Genomic DNA, 23,570 nt, shown 5'->3' with positions numbered 1-23,570 from the left:
GTCCACCACGGCCACGCTCGACCTCAGACACGCTTGGCTGCTCTCACCGAAACAGGGTCATGCGGTAACCAACCCGCGCATATCAGACTGACCACGCGTCACCAGACACGCCGCACCCCGACCCCGCTAGCGAACGAGGAAGCGCCGCCAGGCAACCAACCCGGCGGCGCTTCACCACGCCCCCTTGACAAAACTCAACACATATCAGTCGTCAGTGCCCGGTTCGACGGGCGAGCACTGCCGCATGCAAGGCACTGACGATCTCACCGTCGTCGAGCGAGACGCCGAGCAGGTCCTCTATCAGGGCGATGCGCTGATAGAACACCGAGCGCGACAGGTGGCTCGCGGTCGCTGCACGCGTGCGATTGCCCGGGTACGCGAGATAGGCCGTGAGAACGTCGAGCAAGTCGCCTCCGCGACGCAGGTCGTGCTCGATGAGCGGGGCGAGCATCCGTTCGCTGTGCGACTGCAGCCGCGGATCGCTGCCGAAAGAGTTCAGCAGCCGCAGCAGCGGCCGGTCCTCGACCCGCACGATGAGCGGGCCGCGGCGCTTGCGGTCGTCGCGGGGTGTCAGCAGCTCTGTGGCCTGCTCCACGGATGCCAGCAGCCCGGGCACGCCGTCGGCATCCGCCCCGATCGCCACGGTCACGTCTGCGGGCTGGGCGTCCGACGAGGTCGCGACCGCGGCGGCGAACGACGACAGTACCTGGTCGGACAACCTGCCTCGAGGAGGCAGGGAAACGATGATGACGCTCGTGCCGGCATCCATCGACGGATGCGCCGCCGTGATGGCCGGCACGCCGAGCTCTCCCACCGCGGACGCGGCGGCGGTTGCGCCCTGTGCGCTGCCCCGCAGGCGCACGGCGATGCCGAGCAGCGTCCGGCCGGTGACCGGCACGCCGCTCGCCTCGAGCCGGTCGGCGAAAGACGCCTCCCCTGCGAAGCGCCTGCCCAGCAGTGCGGAGACGATGCGTTCGTGACTGGTGCGCGTCCACTCGTCCGCGCCGCGGTCGGCGAGCCGGCCGAGGGCGAGCGCGATCGCGGCCTGCTCGAGCACATTCGTGCGGCCGGCCAGATGCGCACCGCCGGGCAGCGCGACGAGGTGCCCCCAGCGGATGCCGCGCGCCTCGACAGGCACGATCGTCCAGTCGTCGGGGCCGGGGAGCGCGCCGCGGGCGACGACATCCGCGGCCCGATCGTGGGCATCCCGCGATCGCTGCTCCCAGTCGCGCAGGATGCGCGTGTCATCGCCCATCGCCTCCACGGCGATCACGCGGTGCGTGAGGTCTTCCAGCACGGTCGGCGAGCCGAGCACGCGAGCGACCTGCGCGACGATGTAGTCGGCCGGGCTGCCGCGCAGGCTGAGCTGGGTGAACAGTGCGTGGATCTCGTCGCGCGCCTTCAGCGCCGCCATCTGGTCGGCGATCACCCGGGAGTGCACGGCCTCGGTGATCGCGACGAACCGCGCCTCTCGGTGCAGCACGATGAACGGCAGGTGGAGACGCGCGGCGGCCTCGGTGAACGCCTTCGGCGGTTCCGCGAAGCGGTGTCCGAGTTCGAGCACGACGCCCACGATGGCGGCCTCGACGAGGCGAGCCGCGAAGTCGCGCTGCGCTGCGGCATCCGTCGGCCATCCGACACCGGTGGAGAGGATGAGCTCGCCACCCTTGACGAGGTGCGTCACGTCGGCCGTCTCGCTCACGTGCACCCAGCGCACGGGGCGGTCGAGGGCATTCTCGCCGGTGAGCACCTCGGGGACGGCCGTGACGACCTCTTCGAGGCGGAGCACCTCGCGGATGCTCGGCAGCACCGCCTGCCTCGAAACGGCCTGACGCCTCGCGGTGCGCTCCAGGTCGATCGGTGCCGGCTCCGCTCGCCGGTCGCCGGTGAGTTCGCCGGCGCGAGGTGCTTCAGCACCGTGCTCTTTTGCAGCCAGACGATCTGTGCGACCGCCAACGAAGCTGTGACGTTCTGGCACCGCTATCGAATCCACTTCTCTGTGAACATGGGAGCACCAAGACTATATGCCGCCTACGTCAATTCGTCCGGATCGAGCCATGCAGCGATCGACGCAGCGCAGAGTGGTACGTAAGAGAACCCCAACGAGAGGACCGCTCATGGCCCTGATCCGCCACTTCGTCGCCGGCGCGGAATACGGCGAGCCCGAGCGCACCGGAGACGTCTTCAACCCCGCCATCGGAGCCGTGCAGCACCAGGTGCTCATGGCGAGCGAGACGGATGCCGCTGCCGCGATCGCCGCGGCCAAGGCTGCGCTTCCCGGATGGCGCGCCACGGGCCTGACCAAGCGTGCCGACGTGCTGTTCCGCCTGCGCCACTTGCTCTCGGAGCATCGCGATGAACTCGCGGCGGCCATCACGAGCGAGCACGGCAAGGTGCTGTCCGATGCCGCGGGCGAGGTCGCGCGCGGACTGGAGAACGTGGAGTTCGCATCCGGTCTCATCCAGCACCTGAAGGGCGACTACAGCGAGCAGATCTCGACCGGCGTGGACGTGCACAGCGTCAAGCAACCGGTCGGGGTGGTCGGCTGCATCACGCCGTTCAACTTTCCGCTGATGGTGCCGCTCTGGATGGTCGCGAGCGCCATCGCGTGCGGCAACACGGTGGTGCTGAAGCCCAGCGAGAAGGACCCGTCGGCGTCTGTTCTGCTGGCGAAGCTGTTCCTTCAGGCGGGGCTTCCGGCGGGGGTGCTGAACGTTCTGCACGGCGACAAGGTTGCCGTGGATGCCCTGCTCGACTCGCCCGACATCGCCGCGATCAGCTTCGTCGGCTCGACCCCGATCGCGAGGTCGATCTACCAGCGTGCGTCCGCGAACGGCAAGCGGGTACAGGCGCTCGGCGGCGCGAAGAACCACATGGTCGTGATGCCGGATGCCGATATCGATGCCGCCGCGGATGCCGCGGTGTCGGCCGCGTACGGCTCTGCCGGCGAGCGCTGCATGGCGGTCAGCGTGCTCGTCGCGGTGGGCGACGCGGGCGACAGGCTGATTCCGGCCATCCAGAAGCGCATCGACGACCTCGTGATCGGCGACGGAACGGATGCCGCCAGCGGCATGGGCCCGCTGGTCACCGCACAGCACCGCGAGAGGGTGCTGTCGTACGTGACGGGGGCGGCGGCCGAGGGTGCGACGGTCGTCGTCGACGGTTCGCAGAAGCAGTTCGAGGGCGACGGGTTCTTCATCGGGGCCACGCTTCTCGACAAGGTGCCGCTGGAATCGTCGACGTACCGGGACGAGATCTTCGGACCGGTGCTCTCTGTGGTGCGCGTCGACACGCTCGACGACGCCATCGATGTCGTCAACGCCAATCCGTACGGCAACGGCGTCGCCATCTTCACCCGCGACGGCGGTGCCGCGCGCGAGTTCGAGTTCCGTATCGAGGTCGGGATGGTGGGCGTGAACGTGCCGATCCCGGTGCCGGTCGGATCGTTCTCGTTCGGCGGCTGGAAGGATTCGCTGTTCGGCGACTCGCACATCTACGGCCCGGAGTCGTTCCACTTCTATACGCGCTCGAAGGTGATCACGTCACGGTGGCCTGAAGCGTTGCAGTCGCGTGTCGAACTGGCGTTCCCCGGCAATCACTGAGGATGACGACATGACCATCACCGAGAACGGCACCCGCACCGGATACACGGACCGGACCGGCGCCTTCCACGCGTTCGGCGATCAGGCCGAGGAGCAGCGGGTGCGCTCCGACGACCACGCACACGTGTTCCACTCCTGGAGCGCGCAGGCCCAGATCAACCCGCTGCCTGTTGCGGCCGGCGAGGGATCCACGTTCTGGGACTACGACGGCAATGCGTATCTCGACTTCAGCTCGCAGCTGATCAACCTCAATCTCGGGCATCAGCATCCGGATCTCGTGCGAGCCATCCAGGAACAGGCCGGTCGCCTCGCGACGATCCAGCCGGCGATGGCCAACGACGTGCGCGGCGAGCTCGCCCGGCGCATCGCCGAGGTGGCGCCCGGTGACCTGAACCACGTGTTCTTCACCAACGGCGGCGCGGATGCCAACGAGAACGCCGTGCGCATGGCCCGCCGCTACACCGGCCGCCGCAAGGTGCTGTCGATGTATCGCTCGTACCACGGCAACACGTCCACCGCTATCGCGCTCACGGGAGACCCGCGGCGCTGGGCGAACGAGCCGGCGGACGGCTCGGTCGCGCACTTCTTCGGGCCGTATCCGTACCGGTCCGCGTTCCACGCGGCAAACGCTTCGGAGGAATCGCAGCGCGCGCTGGAGCACCTCGAGCAGGTGATCGCGCTGGAGGGCCCGCAGACCATCGCGGCGATCCTGCTCGAGACGATCGTCGGCACGAACGGGGTGCTCGTGCCGCCGCCCGGCTACCTGCAGGGCGTGCGCGAGCTGTGCGACCGGCACGGCATCGTGTTCATCGCCGACGAGGTGATGGTGGGCTTCGGCCGTGTCGGCGAGTGGTTCGCGGTGAATGCCTACGACGTCGTCCCCGACCTCATCACGTTTGCGAAGGGTGTGAACTCCGGCTACGTGCCGCTCGGCGGCGTCGTGATCTCGGAGCCACTAGCTCACTTCTTCGACGACGTCTCGTTCCCGGGCGGGCTGACGTACTCCGGGCATCCGCTGGCATGTGCCGCGGGTGTCGCGACGTTCGAGGTCTTCGAGCGGGACGGCATCCTGCAGCGAGTCCGGGACCTCGGATCACGGGTGGTCGAGCCGACCATCACGGGGTGGCTCGACACGCATCCGTCGCTCGGCGAGGTGCGCGGGCGCGGGCTGTTCTGGGCGCTCGAGCTGGTGCGGAACCACGAGACGCGGGAGCCGCTGGTGCCGTTCAACGCCTCGGGAGCGGATGCCGCGCCCATGGCCGAGGTCGCCGCAGCGTGCAAGGCGGCCGGGGTGTGGCCGTTCACGCATTTCAACCGGATGCACGTCGCGCCGCCGCTCGTCATCACCGAGGACGACCTGCGTCGCGGCCTCGACGCGTACGACGCCGCGCTCACCGTGGCGGACCGCTACACCCGCTGACCCGGCGTCGGAGGCGCCTCGTACCCTGGTGCCATGGCGGGCATCAGGTACGAGTTCGAGTCGACGCTGTTCCCGTGGGAGGCGCGCCGCGAGCTGTGGGTGTTCGCCCGGCTCCCGCTGGAGGTCTCAGAGGAGATCCACGACGCGCCGCACCCGCCTGCCGGATTCAACTCGGTGAAGGTGGAGGCGACGCTCGGGTCATCCAGGTGGTCGACGTCGATCTTCCCCGAGGGCGACGGCACCTATGTGCTCGCGATCAAGAAGTCCATCCGGGCACGCGAGGGCGTCGACGTCGGCGACACCGTGCGCATGGCCGTCGAGACGCAGGTGTGAGCGGGAGGAGGCTCAGTCGTTCGGCTTGACCAGGCAGAACGGATGCCCCGCCGGGTCGAGGTACACCCGGAACGTCTCCTTGTCGTACCCCGCTTTCGTGGCGCCGAGGGCGAGCACCTGCTGCTCGGCGGCATCCAGGTCGTCCACCTTCACGTCGATGTGCAGCTGCTGCGGCACCTCCTGCCCTGGCCACTGAGGCGGCCGGTACTCCTGGTCGACCTTCTGGAAGGCGATGAGCGGACGGGGCCGCTCCTCCGAGGCGAGCTCGACCCAGTCGGGGTCGTCCGAGACCACCTGCATGCCGAGCAGTTCCGCGTAGAACGGCGCGAGCGCGCGAGGGTCCGGACAGTCGATGGCCAGTACGTCGAATGTTCCGATCATGCGCACGACGCTACGACGACCCCCCGACACGTGACTGAGCCGAGCGCGGCGCGAGCTCGCTCGCGGCGCCGAGGCGATGGAACGTGTCGAGTCGCGTAGCGGCGAACACACGTGACTGAGCCGAGCGCGGCGCGAGCTCGCTCGCGGCGCCGAGGCGATGGAACGTGTCGAGTCGCGTAGCGGCGAACACACGTGACTGAGCCGAGCGCGGCGCGAGCTCGCTCGCGGCGCCGAGGCGATGGAACGTGTTGAGTCGCGTAGCGGCGAACACATCGGGTACCGTCCTACACCGGCGCCGTCACGCGGGCCTGCTCGTCGTACAGCCGCGCGTACGTGCCGCCGAGCGCCAGCAGCTCCGCGTGCGTTCCGCGCTCCACGACGCGGCCCTTGTCGATGACGAAGATGACGTCGGCGTTCACGATCGTGGACAGCCTGTGTGCGATCGCGATCGTGGTGCGGCCGTGCGAGGCCGAGTCGAGCGCCTGCTGCACGACGCGCTCCGAGATCGTGTCGAGTGCGCTGGTGGCCTCGTCGAGGATGAGCACCTCGGGGTCTTTGAGCAGCACCCGGGCGATGGCGATGCGCTGCTTCTCACCGCCGGAGAGCCGGTAGCCGCGCTCACCCACGATCGTGTCGTAGCCATCCGGGAACCCGGCGATCGTTTCGTGGATGTTCGCAGCGCGCGCCGCCTCCTCCAACTGCTCCTGCGTGGCATCCGGTGCCGCGTACCGGAGGTTCTCCGCGATCGTCGCGTGGAACAGATAAGTCTCCTGGCTCACGATCCCGATGTGATCGATCAGCGAGTCGTGCTGCAGGTGACGCACATCCTTGCCCGCGAACAGAACGGCGCCTTCCGACGCCTCGTAGAGCCGGGGAACGAGGTAGGAGACCGTCGTCTTCCCCGCTCCGCTCGCGCCGACGAACGCGGCGAACTGGCCTGGCAGGATCGTGAACGAGACATCGTCGAGCGTCGGACGTTCGCTGGGGCGGGAATCCGGATACCGGAACGTGACGTCGCGGAACTCGATCTCGCCGACCGTCGCGCCCGCCGGAATCGCGATCGCGTCCGGTCGATCCTTGATGGCCGGCCTCAGATCCAGGTACTCGAAGATGCGGGCGAAGAGGGCACTGGATGTCTGCAGGTTCAGCGCCGTCTGCATGATCGCCATCAGCGGGAAGAGCAGCCTGGCCTGCACGGTCGTGAAGGCGACGATGGTGCCCGAGGTGATGTCAGTGGATCCGTTCCCCAGTAACCAAGCCGAGACGAGGTAGACGATCGCAGGGATGGACGACAGGAAGATGTGCACCATCGCGAAGAACCACTGCCCGCTCATCGTCTCCTTGACCTGGAGTCCGATCTGGGTCTCGTTCTCGGCCGAGTAGCGCGCGGTCTCGAACGGCTGACGGTTGAAGCTCTTCGAGAGCAGGATGCCCGAGACGCTCAGCGTCTCCTGCGTGATCGCGGTCATGTCGGAGAGCGACTCTTGGGTCGCCGTAGCGATGCGCGCACGCACCTGACCCACCCGCCGTTGAGCGACGACGAGGAACGGCATCAGCACCACCGCGATCAGCGTGAGCTGCGAGTTGAGCAGGAGCATGGCGACGAACGCCGCGATCACCGTGACGATGTTGCCGAGCACGCTCGAGATGGTGTTCGAGAGCACGCCCGCGACCCCGCCGACGTCGTTCTGCAGTCGGGACTGAATCACGCCGGTCTTGGTGCGCGTGAAGAAGCTCAGCTCCATGGACTGCAGGTGCCGGAACAGGTTGACCCGGAGCGCGCCCATCACCTTGTTGCCGACGGTGGCCGTGAGGTAGGTCTGCCAGACGCCAAGTCCGCTGGAGGCCAGGTAGACGGCGATGATCGCGACCACCAGGGTGGTGGTCACGCCGAAGTCCGGATGGCCCGACTTGGGGAAGAGTCCGTCGTCGAAGACTCGCTGCGTGAGGAGCGGCGGCACCACGGTGAGCGCTGCACCGAGGAGCACGAGCGCCACCGTCACCGACAGCGCGACCTTGTGCGGCGCGAACAGCGTTCCGATGCGCCGCATCAGGTGCGGGATCTTCGGCGCCTGCGCGTTCCTCGCCTTCTGCGCAGCGATGTCGCCGCGCGCGCCGCCGCTGTGCCCACCTCCGTGGCCGCCGCCTCCGTGGCCGCCGCTGGGTCTCATTCCGCTCATCCGCTTGCTCCTCGCAGTCGCGACTATCAACGATATATCGTTACGCGACATTCCCGCCAGCACCATCATCCGCCACCGTTCAAGTCGCGAAGTCGGTCGTTATCGGGCCGCATAACGACCGACTTCGCGACTTGAACACGGGTCCCGCGGCTGCGAGCCGGCGCACATCGGCGTTCGGCGTGGTCAACTTGTCCGGTGAACGTCAGGACCGCGCGGCATCGGGCATCCGGCACCGGCGCATCCTCGTTCAGTCTCTCCCCTGACCCCTCGGGGAGCACGGTGAACCGGCGGGCCTGGTGGGCGCTCGTCGTGCTGCTGGCCGGCATGTTCATGGCGCTGCTCGATACGAGCATCGTGAACGTCGCGCTGCAGACGATCCGAACCAGCCTGAACGCCGACGAGGCGACGCTGTCGTGGGTGATCTCCGGTTACGCGCTGGCGTTCGGCCTGCTGCTCATTCCCGCCGGACGCTTCGGCGACCGGTTCGGCCACAAGTGGATCTTCATCGTCGGAGTGGGCGTCTTCACGCTGGCCAGCGTGTGGTGCGGACTCGCCCAGTCGAGCACGGAGCTCGTGGTCGCCAGGGTGGTGCAGGGCATCGGCGGGGGCATCTACGTGCCGGCCGTGGCATCCCTCATCCAGCTGATGTTCCCGCCGCTCGTGCGGGGCAAGGCGTTCGGGGTGATGGGCGCCGTGATCGGCATCTCGACAGCGCTCGGACCGCTCATCGGCGGGCTGCTCATCGAAGCGTTCGGCGAGAAGGAGGGCTGGCGTTTCATCTTCTTCGTGAATGCCCCCATCGGCGTGCTCACCGTGATCGCCGCCGTGCTGTTCGTACCGGGCGGCGCGGAGGGCAAGCGGCTCTCGACGGATGCCGTCGGCCTGCTTCTCGCGATCGCCGGCCTCGTCGCGCTGCTCGTTCCGCTCATCGAGGGCGAGGATCAGGGCTGGCCGCTGTGGACGTGGCTGAGCCTCGCCGGCGGCGCCGTGCTGCTCGTGCTGTTCGCGTTCTGGGAGCGACACGTCGCCACCACGAAGACGGAGCCGCTGGTGCCGCCGCACCTGTTCTCGCATCCGCAGTTCACCGGCGGTGTGCTTCTCGCGTTCGTCTACTTCGCGGCGTTCACCAGCATCTTCTTCACGATCTCGTTGCTCTGGCAGGCCGGACTGCAGCACACCGCACTCGAGTCGGGCCTGGTCTCGCTCCCGTTCTCGATCGGAAGCATCATCGGGGCACCTCTCAGCGACCGGTTCGCCCGTCGGCTCGGCCGCAACGTGCTGAGTCTCGGCACCGGCCTCGTCGCGCTCGGACTCATCGCCCTGTGGTTGATCATCTGGCGGGAGCCCACCCAAGACCTCGTGAACTGGGACCTGCTGCCGCCCCTGTTCGTCGCCGGTTTCGGCAGCGGCCTGTTCGTCGCGCCGAACGCACGTTTCATCGTCGCCACCGTCGACAACGCGGAGGCCGGCGCTGCGGCAGGCGTCATCCAGACCATGCAGCGCATCGGCTCCGCGATCGGCATCGCCGCGATCGGCAGCATTCTCTTCGCGCAGGTGCCCGCCTCATTCGCGCCGAGCAAGGCGAAGGCCGCGGAGATCGCACAGCAGCATGCGACAGGCGGAGCGGATGCCGTCAAGCACGCGATCCAGCAGTACGTCGACCACCAGCTCGCAACGGCATTCGGCAACGGCGCCGCGCTCGCGATGCTGACGAGCGCGGTGTTCGCCGTCGCCGCGTTCCTGCTGGTGTTCGCGCTGCCGAAGAAGGTCAGCCTTCAATAGGGGCTTCCGGAGCGGCCGCCAAGCCCGGCACCTCCCGTTCAGGTCGCAGTTTCTGTCGCTTCACGCGCCCTGAGGCGACCGAAACTGCGACCCGAAGCGACGAGGCGCGGTTGCGGAAACCGAGCAGGAACAGCGTTAGGGCGATCGCGCTCACCACGGCGCCGGTGATCGGTACCAGCCACGGCCCGCCGAGTGCGAGCGAGGCATTGCCGAGCGGCGGTGCGATGGAGATGCCGAGATACATCGCTGTCGAGTACCAAGCCATCGTCTGCTGCGCGTGCGCCGGCTCGATGCTCACGAGCCGATGCTGCACGGGGATGATCATCGCCGACACGACGGCGCCCCACACGACGAACACGACGATGGATGCCGCGAACGACCACGCGAGCGCCGCGAGTGCCAGCAGGGCGACGATCTGTACAGTGATCGCCACCGTGGCGCTCGAGCGGCTGCCGAAACGGTCCGTCATCCGGCCGGCGAACGCGTTGCCGACGATGCCCGCCACACCATATGCGGCCAGCAGCACCGCCAGAAGTGTGCCGGATCCGCCCGTCGCGGCCGACGTCGCCTCCGCCGAGAAGATGTACACCACGTTGAAGCCGGTGGTGATGAAAAGCGTGGCTCCGAGGGTGGCGAGCACCCGGGCATCCGCAAGCGGGCGCAGCCTCGTGCGCAGCGAAACAGGTGCCGGATGCGACACACCGCGGAACATCGGCACGATCGCGGCCATGACCAGCACGCCGATGACGACCAGGCACCACATGGGCATGCGCCAGCCGAAGAGCGTGCCGAGCTCGGTGCCCAGCGGAGATCCGACGGCGATCGAGACGATGAACCCGGCGCCGACGATGGCCAGTGCCCGGCCGCGTCGTTCCGCCGGCACGATCGTCGCGGCCACGGCAGTCGCGGTGGGCACGAGTGCCGCACCGCCGAGCGCCGCGATCACGCGGCCCACGCCGAACTCCACCAGCGAGGTGCTCAGCGCTGCGACGACTGTGCCGATCGCGAAGAGCAGGGCTCCGGATGCCATCAGCAGCCATCGCGGCACCCGCGACAACCCGATCGAAACCGCCGGCGATGCCACGGCGACGACCAGCGCGTAGAGCGTGATCGTGTAGCTGACGGATGCCTGACTCGCGTCGAGCTCATGCGCGATGTGCGGCAGCAGGCCGGCGATCACGAAGGCGTTCGTGCCCACCGCGAACAGGCCGAGGGCGAGCAGTAGGAGCTTGAGTGTGGAACCGCGGTACGATTGTTCGATAACGGTCATACCATCAAAGTAGTCCGCCAGTTCGATGTTCGTCAAACTATTTTCGGAGAAGTCGTGAGCGAAGACGCCGGGGCGCCCGATCCGTCCGATCCCGTCGCCTACCCGATTCCCGATCTGGCCGACGTGCAGCTGGTCGATGTGCTTCGCGCCCTCGCCGACCCGATCCGCCTCGAAGTCGTGCGACGTCTCGCCGACGGGGAGCCGCGCCCGAAGACCGTGCAGCTGTGGGACTTCGACGTGCAGAAGTCCACGTTGTCGCACCACTTCAAGACGCTACGCGAGGCAGGGCTCACCCGCACGATCGTGAATGGGCGGCAGCACGACATCCTTCTCCGCAGGGCAGAGCTCGACGAGCGGTTCCCCGGTCTCATCGAGTCCGTGCTCGGACGCTGAGCCGTTCGATCTTCCGGAGTCAGTAGACTCGCACGCTCACGATCCGTGCCGACGGGTCTCCGTTCGTCGCCGTCACCATCACGCGCACAGCCTGAGCCACTGTTCTCGCCGACAGCGCGTGGATCCGATGCCGGCGACGATTGCCGGTGATCGTCGCGACCACCTGCCATTCGCCATCCACCTGGAGCTCCGCACTGTAGTCCCGCACGAGAGTCGGGAAGACACGGTGCGGCGTTCGATGATGATGCAGCGTGTTGAGCTCGACATCCACGTCGTCGTCGAACACCAGCCGCACCTCGCCGACCGCCGTCTGCTCGTCGAACCGTAGCTCGAGCCACTCCGTCGAGCCGGAGCGGAGAGGCTCCGAGACCCACAGCTGCGGACCGCCGTACGGCCTGTGGTACCCGCCCACCGCCTTGCTCGCCGAGAACGCCTCGGTGGCAGGATGTACCTGAAATCGCAGTCCGCGACCGCGCAGGATGTGCGCAGGCCACTGCACGAGCAGATCCGCCTCGTCGAACGCCACGTTCGCGTCACCGTCGTTCTCGGGCCGATGCGAGAGGAGCAGAATCCCGGGAGCAGGGCGGTCCGTGAGCACGACGTGCACGTCGGGGTTCTCGTGCAGCACGACGACGACGTTCTCAGCCGCTCCAGGCGTCCATTCGAGCGGGAGATCGATCCACCGCGGTGACGAAGCCGCCTCCACCGCCATCGAGACAGCGCCGACACGGTGCGCGGGAACAGCGTTCTGCCGCGCACCGGTCGTGTACAGCGACACGTGAAGCGTCGTGTCGCGCTCGGTGCGCACGAGTACGCGCACCAGCCGCAACTCCGGATCGACCGGGACGAGGACGCCGAGGTCACGTTCCAAGGGGAACAGCTCGTCGCTGGTCTCGACGTCGTCCGCGCACTCGAGTTGCTCCCGACCGGCAGGATCTTCCGCGCTCCAAGAGCGTGGATCGAACGAGCGAAGCTCACTGGATGCGCTCACCCGGGCACGGCGGGCCAGGTCCAGCGGATCGTCGTTGCGCACTCCCATCACCGAGGCATCCTGTGCAAGCAGCAGCTGTCGCAATCGCTCCGCACTTTCTGTCGCCAGCTCACGCGGGGACACACCGAGATCGATCGCCAGCGACGCCGCGGTGCCCACCGCCTCCCCGCCGACCGCGCACGTCGCCATCACGCGGGACGATCCGAACGCGACGTGCGTGGCGGAGATGTCGCGCCCGGCCACGAAGAGATTGCGCACGTTCGCGGAGTAGTAGCTGCGCAGCGGGATGCCGTAGACCCCGCGAGGGAACCGCTGGTGGGCACCGGCCGTCGTGGCGTACATGCCCTCGACGGGGTGGAGGTCGATCGACCAGCCTCCGAAGGCTACGGCATCCGGAAACTCGGTCTGGTCGAGGATGTCGTTCTGCGTGAGCGTGTGGTCGCCGACGAATCTGCGGTACTCCCTCTTGCCCGGCAGCGCGCCCACCCACTCGAGATCGAGGTTCTCCGCATCGAACTCTCCGGAGTTCTTGATGAGGTCCCAGATGCCGAAGATGACCGAGCGCAGCTCGTCACGGATGCGCTCGTTGTCGGCGACGATGTCGAGTTCGCCGCCCCATTCGATCCACCAGTAGTGCGCGCCGCGGTCTCCGCTGCGGATGATTCGCGCCTTGGGGATGGGCGTCGTCGTGATGTCCTTGGCCGACGCCGGCGGCACGAAGTCGACGGGGTGCCCGGCGTCCTTCGTATAGAAAAGGATGGTCGATCCGAGGAACTGCCCGTCCGGCTCCGACGGTGCCCAGCTCTCGCCGAACTCGTCCCTTCCCTCGCGTCCGGCCCGGAAGTGTGCGCCGGCGAGCGCGCCGACGAGGCCGTCGCCGGTCGCATCCACGTAGAACGTGCTGCGGAAGGTGGTCCAGAGCTCGGAACCCATGGTCCAACCGCGCACATGATCGATCACCCGATCCGCATCCGGACCCATCGCGTGCACCACGTGCACGTCGGTGTTCAGGAACAGCTGGATGTTCGGCTCGGCACGCACCGCATCGAACACGACCTCGTCCCAGTGCACCGGGTTTCCCTCGGGGTTGCGGTACTGGTTCTCCACATACAGCTCGCCCATGATGCCGGTCTCCCGGGCGAAGCGCTGCATGCCGTGGGCCGTCGCGCCGCACACCCACACCCGGATCTCGCTCGAGGAGTTGCCTCCGAGCACCGGACGATTCGTGACGAGCGCGACGCGCTTGCCGAGGCGCGCCGCCGCGATGGCCGCACACACTCCGGCGAGACCACCGCCGACCACGGTGAGGTCGTTCTCCAGTGTCTGTTCACGCATGGCTCGGAAGGCCCTCCAGAAACGCGCTGATCATGTCGCCGCGACTCGCGTCGTCGCATCCGTCGCCGCCCGCGCAGTGGCCGTGCGCGAGCACGTGCATCCAGGTGGGCCCGCCGAGCGAGTTGGCGATCGCGAACTGACCGGGAGAGGGAACCGACGGGTCTGCGAGCGCAGGCAGCACGAGCACGGGTACCTGCACTCGCCGAGCGGCGCAGGCGGCGTCCACATAGCTCAGCGTGTGCATCGCCTCCGGGTGATCGAGCACGTGCTCCGCCACGAGGTGAGCGGACCCCGTGCTCGGCACGGAAACCCGCCACGCATGGTGGCCGAAGCTCGGCACCTCGAGCACGCCGGCGTCGAAGCAGTCCCCGAACCCCATGGCCAGGGCGCCGATGCCGCCGCCGAAGCTCGACCCGAGGTAGTCGACACGGCCCACGTGCGGGAACAGGGTGCGCAGGAGTCCTGCCGCGATCCACGTGTCGGCAACGGATCCCACGTGGCTGTAGCCGCGCGGCGAGCGGATGCCCCACAACACGTGATGCAGACCGGTGTCACCGCCGACGCCCTCCACCTGGCTTCGGGAAGGAAGTCCCCGCGCGACCGGGAACAGTGCGACCGTGTCATTCGGAACGATCGCCGCATCCGGCGCGTCGCGACCGCCGTAGCCGTGTCCGACGACCAGCCCCCGTGTGACCGCGCCGTACGGTCGCGTCAGCCAGCCTCCGATCCGGATGCCGTCCAGGCTGCGGTAGCGCACGTCGGCTACCTGCGCCCGCGGCTCGCTCTCGAGCGGCCGCCATTCGCCGACCTCGAGCTGAGGGTCGAGCTCGGCTGCCTCATGAACGAGTCCCGCCCAGAACAGATCGAGATCGGGCGGCTCGTGCTCGGGCGCCCGTATCTCCAGCAGCGCATCGAGGTCCAGGCCGTGCGTGGGATCGAAGCCGTACTGTTCGCTCATCGGCGGTGCGAGCACCGCGCCCGTCCGTCTCGTCCCCGGCCTCACGACTCACCCTGGGCGCGAACCGCGAGCCCGTACCACGCCGCCGCAGTTCCGCCGCTCACGAGCCCGGCATCCGCCCCGCACTCGGCAGCGAGCCGCTCCATGGCGGCGATCGCACGCTCGTACCCGCCGAACGGCTCGCAGAGCGGCCAATCCGATCCGATCATCGCGCGTTGTCCACCGAATGCGTCGAGAGCGACGGAGACCGGATGCATCAACGCATCGGTCCCCAGCGTCGGCCCCAACTGCGTGAGAAGCCCGGATAGCTTGACCGCGATGTTCCGGCGCTCCGCGAGCACCCGTATTCCGCGCTCCCAGTGCTGCAGCTCGTCCTGGTTCAACGACGGTTTGGCGAGGTGGTCCACGACGATGCGGAGCTCCGGCATGGCGTCGGCGACGGCACGCACACGGGGCAGACCCTCGGGCGAGAGCAGCAGGTCCAGCGTGAGGCCGCAGTCGGCGAGGGCACGCATTCCGCGGCGAAGGGCAGGCTCGGGCACGGCCGCATCCGTGGCCGGAAGCATGGTGCGGATGCCCACCAATCGTTCGCCTCCCGCTCCCGCACGTAGGCGGTCCAGTCGGGTCGCGACATCCGCAGCCGCCAGGTCGACCCAGCCCACCACACCGCCGATGAAGGGTTCGCCAGCGGCGAGTGCGAGGAGCCGCTCGGTCTCCGCCTCGCTGCCCACCGTCTGCACGGCCACTGCCGCGTCGATTCCGGCGGTCGCCGCAAACGGCCGGAGGCGCTCGACCGTGTCCCTACGGTCGAGCACCCCCGTTCCTTCACGCACGTCACTTGCCGTGAGCCCTCCGGCCCACACGTGAACGTGCGCGTCGACCCTCATCGTGACGAGTCGCGTTCCGCGCCCGCCGTCCAGCGCGGAGCACCGTACTGGTAGGCACCCAGGCTGGGGATCGGGTCCGTCGATCCGTCGTTGATGCCCGGCAGCGGAATGGCCGCATTGCGCGCGGGCGAGCCGGCCTGAAGCGTGTAGTCGTTGTGCGCCGGGTCGGTGAACAGCGGATCGACGTCGGAGCCCATGTTGTTCCTCAGCACCATTCCGCCGTTCGTCGCGTCGGTGGTGCCGACCATCGGTCCGATGTTGTTCTCGACAACGGTGCCCGTCGACTCCCCCGGACCCTTGACATACATCATGTAGACGCCACCGGTGTTGTTGTAGACGCCGACGTCGTGCGTTCCGGTTCCCAGCCCGTTCAGCATGACCGTCTGCGTCGGGTTGTTCCAGCCCACGTTGTTCGCGATCACGAGATCGCTCTGTCCGTTGTCGGCATAGACGCCCGCCATGGCGAACTTCTCGGTGGTGCCGATCGCGGGCGTCGCATCGTGGAGCAGGTTGTGGTCGACCGATGTGCCAGCCATCGACGAACCGCAGCAGGCATAGATCGCCGCTGTGTCGAGGTTGAGGTTGCCGTACTGCGAGATGTCGTTGTAAGCGATGCGGTCGGGTGCGCCGGCAGCGCCGCCAGGCAGCGTCCACTGCAGGTTGATGCCGCTGCGGCCCACTCTCGAGATCGTGTTGTGCATGACAGTCTGTCCGTTGCCCTGCACGGCGATACCGGCGGCATAGGTGCCCGCGTAGTCGACGTCGGTGATCACGTTCCCGGTTGCGGTGTTGCCGCTCCCCAGCAGCGCGATGCCGTTGCCCGCGCTGAGTGAGAGCGTGCTGTTGCGCACCGTGTTCCCCGTGCCCTTGATGACGATGCCGCTGTCGGTGATCCCGCGGTTCACCGTTGTGCCGCAGTTGGTCGCGCCCTTCGTGATGTCGGTGTACTGGGACAGGTACGTTCCCACGATCCCATCGAGCACGATCCCCGTGCTGTTGTCTCCGGTGGCGATCGACGTGCTGAAGAGATGGATGCCGCTGATCGTCGTGTGGCTCACCTGCGTGAGGTCGAAGCCGAGTTGGCGCTGCTTCGTCTCGATGCGATGACTGTCGGGCTGATCCTGGCTGACCAGGTACAGCTGCCTGGCGGATGCGTCGTAGTACCACTCGCCATCGTGTGACAGCTCGGCGATCTGACCGGCGAGCGTGTACCGGGTTTGAGCCGGCTTGATCGTGTGCACGCAGGGCGGCGCGGCATTCAGCGTCAGCGAACCAGGAGCCGAGTCGACGACGGTCCCCGTCTCCGTTGCGTACCAGTAGCTCGTCAGCACCCGAGCACCGCTCCAGTACCCCGCCGGCTGCGTCAGGGCCGGATCGACGAGCGTGGCACCGGTACTCCCGGTCGCCGCTCTCTCGATGGTCAGCGGATGGATCGGGTCCGTTCCGGGGTATGGCCACTGCGCCTCGACGTCCATCTGGCCGTCGGTGAATACCTGAACCGGGCTCACGTCGTCGCCGAGATCGATGGGCATTCTGTACACGTCGCCCGCGTCGACGGCCCGGCTGAACCCGGATGCCACGACGAACGGATCCGACTGAGCCAGCTCGGCAACGTCGCCGGCGCGAACCCTGTGCCAGCCGTGCACGACGTCGGCGCCGGACACCGTGACCGTTGCGCCCTGCTCGACCTCATATGTGATCGGCGCGTCAGCGGTTCCGGATGATTTCGGTGTGACGGTCTCGTGATACGTACCGCCGGCGATCACGCAGGTGTCGCCGGCGATCATGACATCGGCGCATTGCTGGATCGTCGCGAACGCGGCGTCTGGTGAGCGGCCGTTCGCATGATCGTCACCGTGCGTAGAGACGTAATAGGTGGTTCCTTGAGGCGTCACCGCTGCCGCCGATGCGGGCACAGCAAGCGCAGTGGCCGCCAGGGTGACGAAGCCGAGTGTCAGCGCGCGGCGGTACAGCCCGACGTCGTGCGAACGCGATCGGCTAACGCCGGCGCGCCTCTCGGGCCGCAGTGAGTTTCTCCGTGAGCGGATAGCAAGCATCCTTGCTCCTATCGATAGGTTATAATCGATGAACGTAGCGCGACCGCTGAGGTCCCGTCAACCACGAATTACTGGATTATCGATAGATAGACTCATGCCCGTGTCGAACACTTCGGCTTCACAGCCTGAGACCAACGCCGCTCCCGACGAGGGTCCGGCACAGAATCCCGCCGACTCGCGGGCGGCGCTCAGGCGCAGCCTGGAGGCCGAGCGAGGCAACCTCGGACGCGACCTCCTCTCCGACCAGGTGTACGACCTGGTTCGCCGGCTCGTCATGGAGCAGGCGCTGAAGCCGGGCGACCGCGTGGTCGAGCTCGAGCTCTCCCAGCGGCTCGGCATCAGCCAGGCGCCCGTCCGCGATGCCGTCAAGCGGCTCGCGTACGAGGGAGTGTTGACGCACATTCCGCGCCGCGGCCACTTCGTGACCGTCGCGCTCGAGGAAGACCTCGAGCACGCGATCGCAGCACGCACCATGATCGAGCGCACCTCGGCGAGGCTCGCCGCGGCCGAGCTCGACGACGCGGCGCGCACCGAGCTCGAGTCGATCGTCGAGCGGATGCGAGAGGCGGCGGCACTCGAAGACGTCGCGGCGTTCCGCGTGCTCGACTTCTCGTTCCACCGCCATGTCTGCATCGCGAGCGGCAATCCGTTGATCGTGAAGTGCTGGGACGTCATCGAGCCGGCCCTGCGGTCGTCTCGCGCCGTGGGCGACCCGTTGTTCGGGGGCGACTGGAGCAAGATCGCCGACGACCACGCCCAGCTTCTCGGTCTGCTGCATGCCGACGCCGCGGATGCCGCGGCCGAAGCATTCGCCAGGCACGCCTCGCTGCAGAGCCCGTAGCCGGCGCTGCGCATCGAGCTCGTCGAAACGGGCCGGCCAAATGAGCATCGCCTCAGCGGAGCCCCGCCTGCCCGGCGTTGAGCCGCAGACGCAGGCCGATGCGCACATGTTCGCCCGCCCCCAGGCTCACCGTGACCCGTGAAGGGCCGTCGAGCGGCAGCGGGACCTCCCTCCCTGTTCCCAGGTTCTGCAGCACGGCGTGCTCGATCAGGTGCTCACCGAAGCCGCCGGCCTGAAGAGCGAGCTCGACCGGAGTGTCGCGCATGCTGACCAGCTGCACAGCTGCCCGTTCCGGCTCTATGGACTCCACCAACGCCGCTACCTGCGCCGGGAGCCCTGGTCGCCCGGTCTCCGGGTCGAGATACCGCACGAACGAGTGCTGCAGTCCGCCGTTGTAGAGCGCCTGCGGCGCGCCGAGAGCAGTCATCGTGAGCGCCTCGGTGACCACCGGGTTCACACGCTGCCACCGGTCCTGGTCGAATCCCGAGCCGATGTCGTCGGCGCGCAGTGCCTCCAGCCGTTCGTCCACCTGCCGGTGCGCCACGGCGAGGAACGAGGCCGCGAATCGCTCGACGTCGCCGTCTTCGAGTGCAGCGAACCACGCATCCTCGTGGCCAGCCTCTTCCTTGTCGCGGAACGGCCGCACGCGCGTCCAGTCCCAGCCGCCAGCCGCTCGGAGCACCTCAAGTCGCTTTCGGTCGTTCTGGCGCCTGCCGTGCCACCACAGCCAGACCGGGAACGCGACCTGTGGCGGCTGATGGTCGAACCATCCGTCGGGCGAGAGCCGCGTGGGCCACAGCTCGAGCTCGGTCCCGAACTCGTCTGCGAAGTGCGTGCTCCAGCGACGCTTCATGGTCATCTCGCGGCCGGCGGGAACTTCCCGCACGGCTCGCGCCCGAACGGCTTCGAGGATCTCGGAGGCCAGATCGAGCGCCTTCTCGTCGCCGCTCACGGTGAGCAGGCCGGCCCCCGCGTTGAGTGCCGCGGGGAGCAGGCTGTGGATGCCGTGCGGCCACGTCCAGCCGTAGAGGCCACCGAACCACGATCCCACTGGGTCACCGCCGACCGTCCCATCGGTTCCCACGTTGTCGGGCAGCAGTCCTCCGTTGTCGCGCGCCCGCTCGACCCACCCGGTGACGTACGTCTCGATCCAATCGCGCCAGCGTGGCTCCCCCGTGAGAAGCCACGCAAGAGTGACGAGCGACACCACATTGAGGTTGACCGCCACGTCGCCCGCTCCGAAGCGGCGCTGCATCGCCTCGGCCATGCGCTCTGCGTTGCCCGGCTCGTCGAGGTCGTCCCAGGTGTCGATGCCGGGCAGTCCTCGCACGGGAAGTCCGTACGTTCGCAACTCGACGCGCTCCGTGCCGAAGCGGGGCAGTTCATCCTCGAGCCCTGGCCGAGGACCACCCGCGCCGTTGTGCGGAGCCCTGATCAGGTTGAGCGCGCCGTCGTAGTTCCTCGCGCGCGAGTCGGGCAGGTAGAGGGACGCGAATCGGATGACGGCGTCCCGCAACTCCGCGTTCTGCGGCGCCGCTGCACACAGCCCGTAGAACAGCTCCAGCCCCTCGCCGATGTGGAACCAGTCGTAGCCGATCTCGAAGCCGTCGCTGAAGAGGCCGATCTCCTCCAGTTGGGTCGTCACTCCACGCCACACGCGCAGACTGCACTCGAGAAGCTCGGGGCTGCCGCCGACCAGGTACAAGGTCGGCCAGTTGAAGATCGCCTCGAGAAAGTCATCGGCGCCGTCTCTGCCGATCGGTCGTCCGCCCGGCTTCAGCCGCCCGTCCGGAGCGACGTACTTCGCCGCGAATTCCCGCCACGCCTCCTCGAGCCGCTCCCGCAGGCTCACCTGCAGCAGCGCCCACTCGGGTGCGGTCATCCCTTCGTCGCCCCGACCGTGAGTCCGCTGATGATGTGCCGCTGCATGTAGATGAAGAAGATGATGACCGGCGCGATCGCCAGCAGGAGGTTCGGGAACACCTTGGTGAGGTCAGTCGTGTACTGGCTGATGCCGGTGTAGATCGCGGTCGTGACGGTGTACTGATTGGAGGACGGCCCGAGCAGGATCTGCGGGCTGACGAAGTCGTTCCAAAGGCCGATCGAGTTGAGGATGAGGATCGTCACGACTGCCGGGCGCAGCAATGGGAAGATGATCGTCCAGAACGTGCGGAGCCGCCCGGCCCCATCGATGGAGGCCGCCTGGTCGATGTCTCTCGGCACTGTCGAGATGTAGCCGACCATGAGGAAGATGCTCACCGGAAGAGTGGTCGCCGAGTCGTAGAGCACCAGACCGGCGAAGCTGTTCACGAGCCCGAGCGTGCGCAGCACATAGATCGCGGGGATGACCATGGCCGCGCCAGGGATGAACGTGCCGGCCAGGAAGTACAGCAATAGCAGGCGGGTCTTGCGGCTCGTGCTGCGAGCGATGACGTACGCCGCAGGCCCGGCAAGGGCGATGCAGATGATGTCGACCACGATCACGATCGAGGCCGTGAAGCCGTACGCGGCCACTACGTTGTACTCGGGACTCGTGATGGCCGCGATGAGCGGCTGCAGTGTGAGCCTGTCGAACGGGATGCCGAACGGCTGCGACTGGATGTCCTGCTGCGTCTTGAACGCGTTGATCACCAGGATGTACGCCGGCCCGCCCATGAGGGGTACCAACAGCGCGAGCATGATGATGCGCACGACATTGGGCCGCTTCCGCGCGTGCAGGCGCTGCCGCGGCTTCTGGTTCGCCTCGGCTGCCATCGCCTCTGCGGTCAGCATCTCGGTGGTCATGCATCCCCTCCTGCCGCTCGGTCACTGCGATTGCGCAGCGCCGTCACGAGCAGCGCGAGCGCCGCTGAGACGATCATCAGGAAGACCGCTTGCGCGTTGGCGTAGCCGATCTTCGTGCCCCCGAAGGACTGCACGAGGATCACATACGCGTAGGTCGAGGTCGCTCCTGCCGGTCCTCCGCCGGTGAGGCTGACGACGATGTCGTAGGCGCGCAGCAGTCCTATCAGATTGAGTATCAATGCCACCGTGACCACCGGGGCGATCATCGGGATGACGATGTGCCGGTTGATCTTCCAGCGGCTCGCCCCGTCGATCTCCGCTGCCTCGATGAGCTCGAGCGGCACGGTCTGCAGCGCGGCGACGAAGAGCACCACGTTGAACCCGAACCCGGCCCAGACGATGACGGCGATGAGCGAGATCAGGGCGAGATTCTGCTCGAAGAGGAACCCGACCGGTCCGATGCCGAACGGCGCGAGCAGGGTGTTGAGCGCGCCCTTGGTGCCGAGGATGGCGTTCCACAGGAACCCGAGGATCAGCGCGCTGATCACATGCGGGTAGTAGGTCAGAGCCCGGAACACCGAGTTGGTGCGGGACTTCTGGCGCAGCGCGAGAGCGTATGCCAGGCCGAGCCCGATCTCGAACGCCGAGCCGAAGACCACGATGAGACCTGTCACCCACATCGAGTGCGTCGTGTTCGGGTCTTGGAAGAGGTGCAGGTAGTTCTGGATGCCCAGGAAGTTCGCCTCGGAGAAGCCGTCCCAGTCGGTGAAGCTCAGGTAGATGGCCACGATCACCGGAACGACCATGAGCACGGAGTAGAGCAGCACCGCGGGGCCCGCCATGCCCAGCGATATCGCCGTGTCCCTGAGCCTTCTGTTGCGTTTGCGCGCCGCAGCGCTCTCCCCGGAGCTGGTCCGGGGAGAGCGTGCGTCGGCGATCACTGCGCCTGCGAGTCCCACCACTTGTCCAAGTTCTCCGCGACCTGCTGCGGGGTCGCCCCCGAGTAGAGCGACTGGATCTGGCTACCCAGCTCTGTCGAGTACCCGGGCAAGGGCTGCTCGTCCGCGGCCTCTACGAAGGCTCCGGGAGAAGCATCCACGATCTTCTGCACGCCCTCGCCGAGGCTGGACATCGTGTAGGTGTAGCCCTTACGGAAGTTGCCGTCTGCTGCCAGCTCGCTGCCGACCGCGGTCTTGTCCGTCGTCAGCCACTTCACGAGGTCGATCGCTGCCTGCTGGTTCTTCGACTGCTTCACCACGACGTACGGGTCGGCGATGTTGCTGAACTGCTTCGTCGGATACTTGCCCGTTGTGGGCATGGAGAAGACGCCGAACTGGTCGCTGACCTTCGCCTGGTCCGCCGCAGGGACGAAGAACGAACCCATGATGTACATCGCCGACTTGCCCTCGAGGAAGTTCGTCTGGCCGTCGGCGTATGCGAGGCCCAGGTCGCTCTTCTGCAGGTAGCCCTTGTCGACCCACGACTTGTAGGTCTTCAGCGAGTTCAGGTAGTCCTTGTCGCCGGCGAACGTGACCTTGCCGGCTCTGCGCTGGCTGATCCAATCCGGCGTCTTGGTCATGGTCGTCGAGTCGTTGAACAGCGTGAACTGCGAGCCGGTGACCCACTGGCCTGCGGTTTGCAACGGCTCGTAGCCGGCATCCTTCAGCTTGCCCATCGCATCGGTGAACTGCGACACCGTCTTGATCTTGGATGCGTCGAGGCCGGCCTTCTTGAACGCCGCCTTGTTGTAGAAGACGAGCGACTGCACCTGCTGACCGGCGCCGACGAGATACGTCTTGCCGTCGATCTTGTAGTTGTCGACGAGCGGCGTGTCCTTCGTCCACGACTGCTTGGACAGGTCCGTGAAGAGCTTGGCCGTAGCGGCGGTGGGCGTGACCTGCTGCACGATGTCCGGCGGGTCGCCGGCGGCGAGGTCCTGGTTGAGCTTGTCGCTCGCCGAGATGGTGCCGGTGCGCTCAAGCGCGACCGTCACGCCGGGGTGCGCCTTCTCGTACTTGTCGAACAGCTTCGTCCAGTACGCGACGGTGAGGTTGGGCGAGATGTTGACGATGACGCGCAGATGCGCGCTCGCCGCCTTCGAGGCGCTGGCGCCCGTGCCCGACGAACCGTTTCCGGAACAGCCGGCCAACACCATAGACGCTGCGCCGGCGACCACTGCAACGGCGCCGATGCGCCGCCAGATCCCCTTGCCTTTCATTCCGACTCCACTCTGATGTCTGGGGGTGAGGCGAGAAAAGAGACCTTAGCCTCGTTGCTCGTTTCGACCATCGTCCATGCGCGAACGACTATCGATAGTCGAAAGAATGACACGAGCGGATGCCGGCGTCAAGCCGGG

At 67.4% G+C, this 23,570-nt stretch carries 18 protein-coding genes; 6 read left to right on the top strand and 12 right to left on the bottom strand.

All coding sequences use genetic code 11. From position 1 onward, the window contains the following. Positions 1 to 211 precede the first annotated feature (211 nt). The gene (locus ACYVII_RS18155) at positions 212 to 1,978 is read right to left on the bottom strand and encodes a PucR family transcriptional regulator (protein ID WP_460537748.1); all 1,767 of its coding nucleotides are present in this window, start codon (positions 1,976 to 1,978) and stop codon (positions 212 to 214) included. Between the two features lie 139 nt (positions 1,979 to 2,117). On the opposite strand from ACYVII_RS18155, the gene ACYVII_RS18150 reads away from it, so the two are divergent. From ACYVII_RS18150 to ACYVII_RS18140, 3 genes are read left to right on the top strand one after another with little or no spacing between them, the layout of a single operon-like run. After that, positions 2,118 to 3,602, top strand: a complete 1,485-nt coding sequence (locus ACYVII_RS18150; protein ID WP_460537746.1) for a CoA-acylating methylmalonate-semialdehyde dehydrogenase — start codon at positions 2,118 to 2,120, stop codon at positions 3,600 to 3,602. A 10-nt stretch (positions 3,603 to 3,612) separates the two neighbouring features. Then, positions 3,613 to 5,022, top strand: a complete 1,410-nt coding sequence (locus tag ACYVII_RS18145) for an aspartate aminotransferase family protein (protein WP_460537745.1) — start codon at positions 3,613 to 3,615, stop codon at positions 5,020 to 5,022. Between the two features lie 33 nt (positions 5,023 to 5,055). Further along, positions 5,056 to 5,355, top strand: coding sequence for a DUF1905 domain-containing protein (locus tag ACYVII_RS18140; RefSeq protein ID WP_460537744.1), 300 nt, complete (start codon positions 5,056 to 5,058; stop codon positions 5,353 to 5,355). Between the two features lie 12 nt (positions 5,356 to 5,367). Here the strand turns inward: ACYVII_RS18140 and ACYVII_RS18135 are convergent, their stop codons facing one another. Together ACYVII_RS18135 and ACYVII_RS18130 are read right to left on the bottom strand one after the other, a co-directional pair. Next, complete coding sequence (locus tag ACYVII_RS18135) at positions 5,368 to 5,736, bottom strand: VOC family protein (RefSeq protein ID WP_460537742.1); 369 nt, start codon at positions 5,734 to 5,736, stop codon at positions 5,368 to 5,370. A 284-nt stretch (positions 5,737 to 6,020) separates the two neighbouring features. After that, on the bottom strand, positions 6,021 to 7,916 hold the full coding sequence (locus tag ACYVII_RS18130; RefSeq protein ID WP_460537740.1) for an ABC transporter ATP-binding protein: 1,896 nt from the start codon (positions 7,914 to 7,916) through the stop codon (positions 6,021 to 6,023). 195 nt (positions 7,917 to 8,111) lie between these two features. Between ACYVII_RS18130 and ACYVII_RS18125 the strand changes: the two genes are divergently transcribed. After that, the gene (locus tag ACYVII_RS18125; RefSeq protein ID WP_460537738.1) at positions 8,112 to 9,698 is read left to right on the top strand and encodes an MFS transporter; all 1,587 of its coding nucleotides are present in this window, start codon (positions 8,112 to 8,114) and stop codon (positions 9,696 to 9,698) included. On the opposite strand, the gene ACYVII_RS18120 is transcribed toward ACYVII_RS18125, so the two are convergent. Beyond that, on the bottom strand, positions 9,685 to 10,968 hold the full coding sequence (locus ACYVII_RS18120) for an MFS transporter (protein WP_460537736.1): 1,284 nt from the start codon (positions 10,966 to 10,968) through the stop codon (positions 9,685 to 9,687). The genes ACYVII_RS18125 and ACYVII_RS18120 overlap by 14 nt on opposite strands. A gap of 54 nt (positions 10,969 to 11,022) precedes the next feature. Here ACYVII_RS18120 and ACYVII_RS18115 point away from each other — a divergent pair, with 54 nt between their 5' ends. Continuing rightward, positions 11,023 to 11,361, top strand: a complete 339-nt coding sequence (locus tag ACYVII_RS18115; protein ID WP_460537734.1) for an ArsR/SmtB family transcription factor — start codon at positions 11,023 to 11,025, stop codon at positions 11,359 to 11,361. Positions 11,362 to 11,380: 19 nt separating this feature from the next. Here ACYVII_RS18115 and ACYVII_RS18110 read toward each other — a convergent pair whose 3' ends face one another. The 4 genes from ACYVII_RS18110 to ACYVII_RS18095 are packed head-to-tail and all read right to left on the bottom strand — an operon-like array spanning position 11,381 to position 17,589. Further along, a complete protein-coding gene (locus ACYVII_RS18110; RefSeq protein ID WP_460537732.1) occupies positions 11,381 to 13,687 on the bottom strand; it encodes an FAD-dependent oxidoreductase in 2,307 nt (768 codons plus the stop codon). Next, complete coding sequence (locus ACYVII_RS18105) at positions 13,680 to 14,645, bottom strand: acetylxylan esterase (protein WP_460537730.1); 966 nt, start codon at positions 14,643 to 14,645, stop codon at positions 13,680 to 13,682. The genes ACYVII_RS18110 and ACYVII_RS18105 overlap by 8 nt, the downstream gene beginning before the upstream one ends. Positions 14,646 to 14,686: 41 nt before the next feature. Next, positions 14,687 to 15,532: an amidohydrolase family protein gene (locus ACYVII_RS18100; RefSeq protein ID WP_460537728.1), complete on the bottom strand. Its 846-nt coding sequence runs from the start codon at positions 15,530 to 15,532 to the stop codon at positions 14,687 to 14,689. Next, positions 15,529 to 17,589 carry a right-handed parallel beta-helix repeat-containing protein gene (locus ACYVII_RS18095; RefSeq protein WP_460537727.1) on the bottom strand — a complete coding sequence of 687 codons (2,061 nt, stop codon included), beginning with the start codon at positions 17,587 to 17,589 and terminating at the stop codon, positions 15,529 to 15,531. The genes ACYVII_RS18100 and ACYVII_RS18095 overlap by 4 nt, the downstream gene beginning before the upstream one ends. 100 nt (positions 17,590 to 17,689) lie before the next feature. Between ACYVII_RS18095 and ACYVII_RS18090 the strand changes: the two genes are divergently transcribed. Then, positions 17,690 to 18,430 (top strand): GntR family transcriptional regulator, encoded by a 741-nt coding sequence (locus ACYVII_RS18090; protein ID WP_460537725.1) that lies wholly within the window; start codon positions 17,690 to 17,692, stop codon positions 18,428 to 18,430. 52 nt (positions 18,431 to 18,482) lie between these two features. Here the strand turns inward: ACYVII_RS18090 and ACYVII_RS18085 are convergent, their stop codons facing one another. The 4 genes from ACYVII_RS18085 to ACYVII_RS18070 are packed head-to-tail and all read right to left on the bottom strand — an operon-like array spanning position 18,483 to position 23,432. Continuing rightward, on the bottom strand, positions 18,483 to 20,312 hold the full coding sequence (locus tag ACYVII_RS18085) for a hypothetical protein (RefSeq protein ID WP_460537723.1): 1,830 nt from the start codon (positions 20,310 to 20,312) through the stop codon (positions 18,483 to 18,485). Continuing rightward, the gene (locus tag ACYVII_RS18080) at positions 20,309 to 21,214 is read right to left on the bottom strand and encodes a carbohydrate ABC transporter permease (protein ID WP_460537721.1); all 906 of its coding nucleotides are present in this window, start codon (positions 21,212 to 21,214) and stop codon (positions 20,309 to 20,311) included. Before ACYVII_RS18080 ends, ACYVII_RS18085 begins: the two co-directional genes overlap by 4 nt. Beyond that, entirely contained in the window at positions 21,211 to 22,176 is a 966-nt protein-coding gene (locus ACYVII_RS18075; protein ID WP_460537720.1) for a carbohydrate ABC transporter permease, read from the bottom strand. Before ACYVII_RS18075 ends, ACYVII_RS18080 begins: the two co-directional genes overlap by 4 nt. Continuing rightward, a complete protein-coding gene (locus ACYVII_RS18070) occupies positions 22,152 to 23,432 on the bottom strand; it encodes an ABC transporter substrate-binding protein (RefSeq protein WP_460537718.1) in 1,281 nt (426 codons plus the stop codon). Before ACYVII_RS18070 ends, ACYVII_RS18075 begins: the two co-directional genes overlap by 25 nt. Between the last annotated feature and the right edge of the window lie 138 nt (positions 23,433 to 23,570).

Source organism: Humibacter ginsengiterrae (assembly GCF_054780115.1).
The sequence above is the reverse complement of the archived record's forward strand: the minus strand, read 5'-3'. Positions and strand labels throughout refer to the sequence as shown.

Bases quoted from the DNA above. Each gene is read 5' to 3' on its own strand.
- ACYVII_RS18100 (WP_460537728.1), bottom strand. From the start codon at position 15,532: ATGAGGGTCGACGCGCACGTTCACGTGTGGGCCGGAGGGCTCACGGCA.
- ACYVII_RS18120 (WP_460537736.1), bottom strand. From the start codon at position 10,968: ATGACCGTTATCGAACAATCGTACCGCGGTTCCACACTCAAGCTCCTA.
- ACYVII_RS18150 (WP_460537746.1), top strand. From the start codon at position 2,118: ATGGCCCTGATCCGCCACTTCGTCGCCGGCGCGGAATACGGCGAGCCC.
- ACYVII_RS18135 (WP_460537742.1), bottom strand. From the start codon at position 5,736: ATGATCGGAACATTCGACGTACTGGCCATCGACTGTCCGGACCCTCGC.
- ACYVII_RS18080 (WP_460537721.1), bottom strand. From the start codon at position 21,214: ATGACCACCGAGATGCTGACCGCAGAGGCGATGGCAGCCGAGGCGAAC.
- ACYVII_RS18085 (WP_460537723.1), bottom strand. From the start codon at position 20,312: ATGACCGCACCCGAGTGGGCGCTGCTGCAGGTGAGCCTGCGGGAGCGG.
- ACYVII_RS18070 (WP_460537718.1), bottom strand. From the start codon at position 23,432: ATGAAAGGCAAGGGGATCTGGCGGCGCATCGGCGCCGTTGCAGTGGTC.
- ACYVII_RS18095 (WP_460537727.1), bottom strand. From the start codon at position 17,589: ATGCTTGCTATCCGCTCACGGAGAAACTCACTGCGGCCCGAGAGGCGC.
- ACYVII_RS18140 (WP_460537744.1), top strand. From the start codon at position 5,056: ATGGCGGGCATCAGGTACGAGTTCGAGTCGACGCTGTTCCCGTGGGAG.
- ACYVII_RS18110 (WP_460537732.1), bottom strand. From the start codon at position 13,687: ATGCGTGAACAGACACTGGAGAACGACCTCACCGTGGTCGGCGGTGGT.
- ACYVII_RS18130 (WP_460537740.1), bottom strand. From the start codon at position 7,916: ATGAGCGGAATGAGACCCAGCGGCGGCCACGGAGGCGGCGGCCACGGA.
- ACYVII_RS18145 (WP_460537745.1), top strand. From the start codon at position 3,613: ATGACCATCACCGAGAACGGCACCCGCACCGGATACACGGACCGGACC.
- ACYVII_RS18105 (WP_460537730.1), bottom strand. From the start codon at position 14,645: ATGAGCGAACAGTACGGCTTCGATCCCACGCACGGCCTGGACCTCGAT.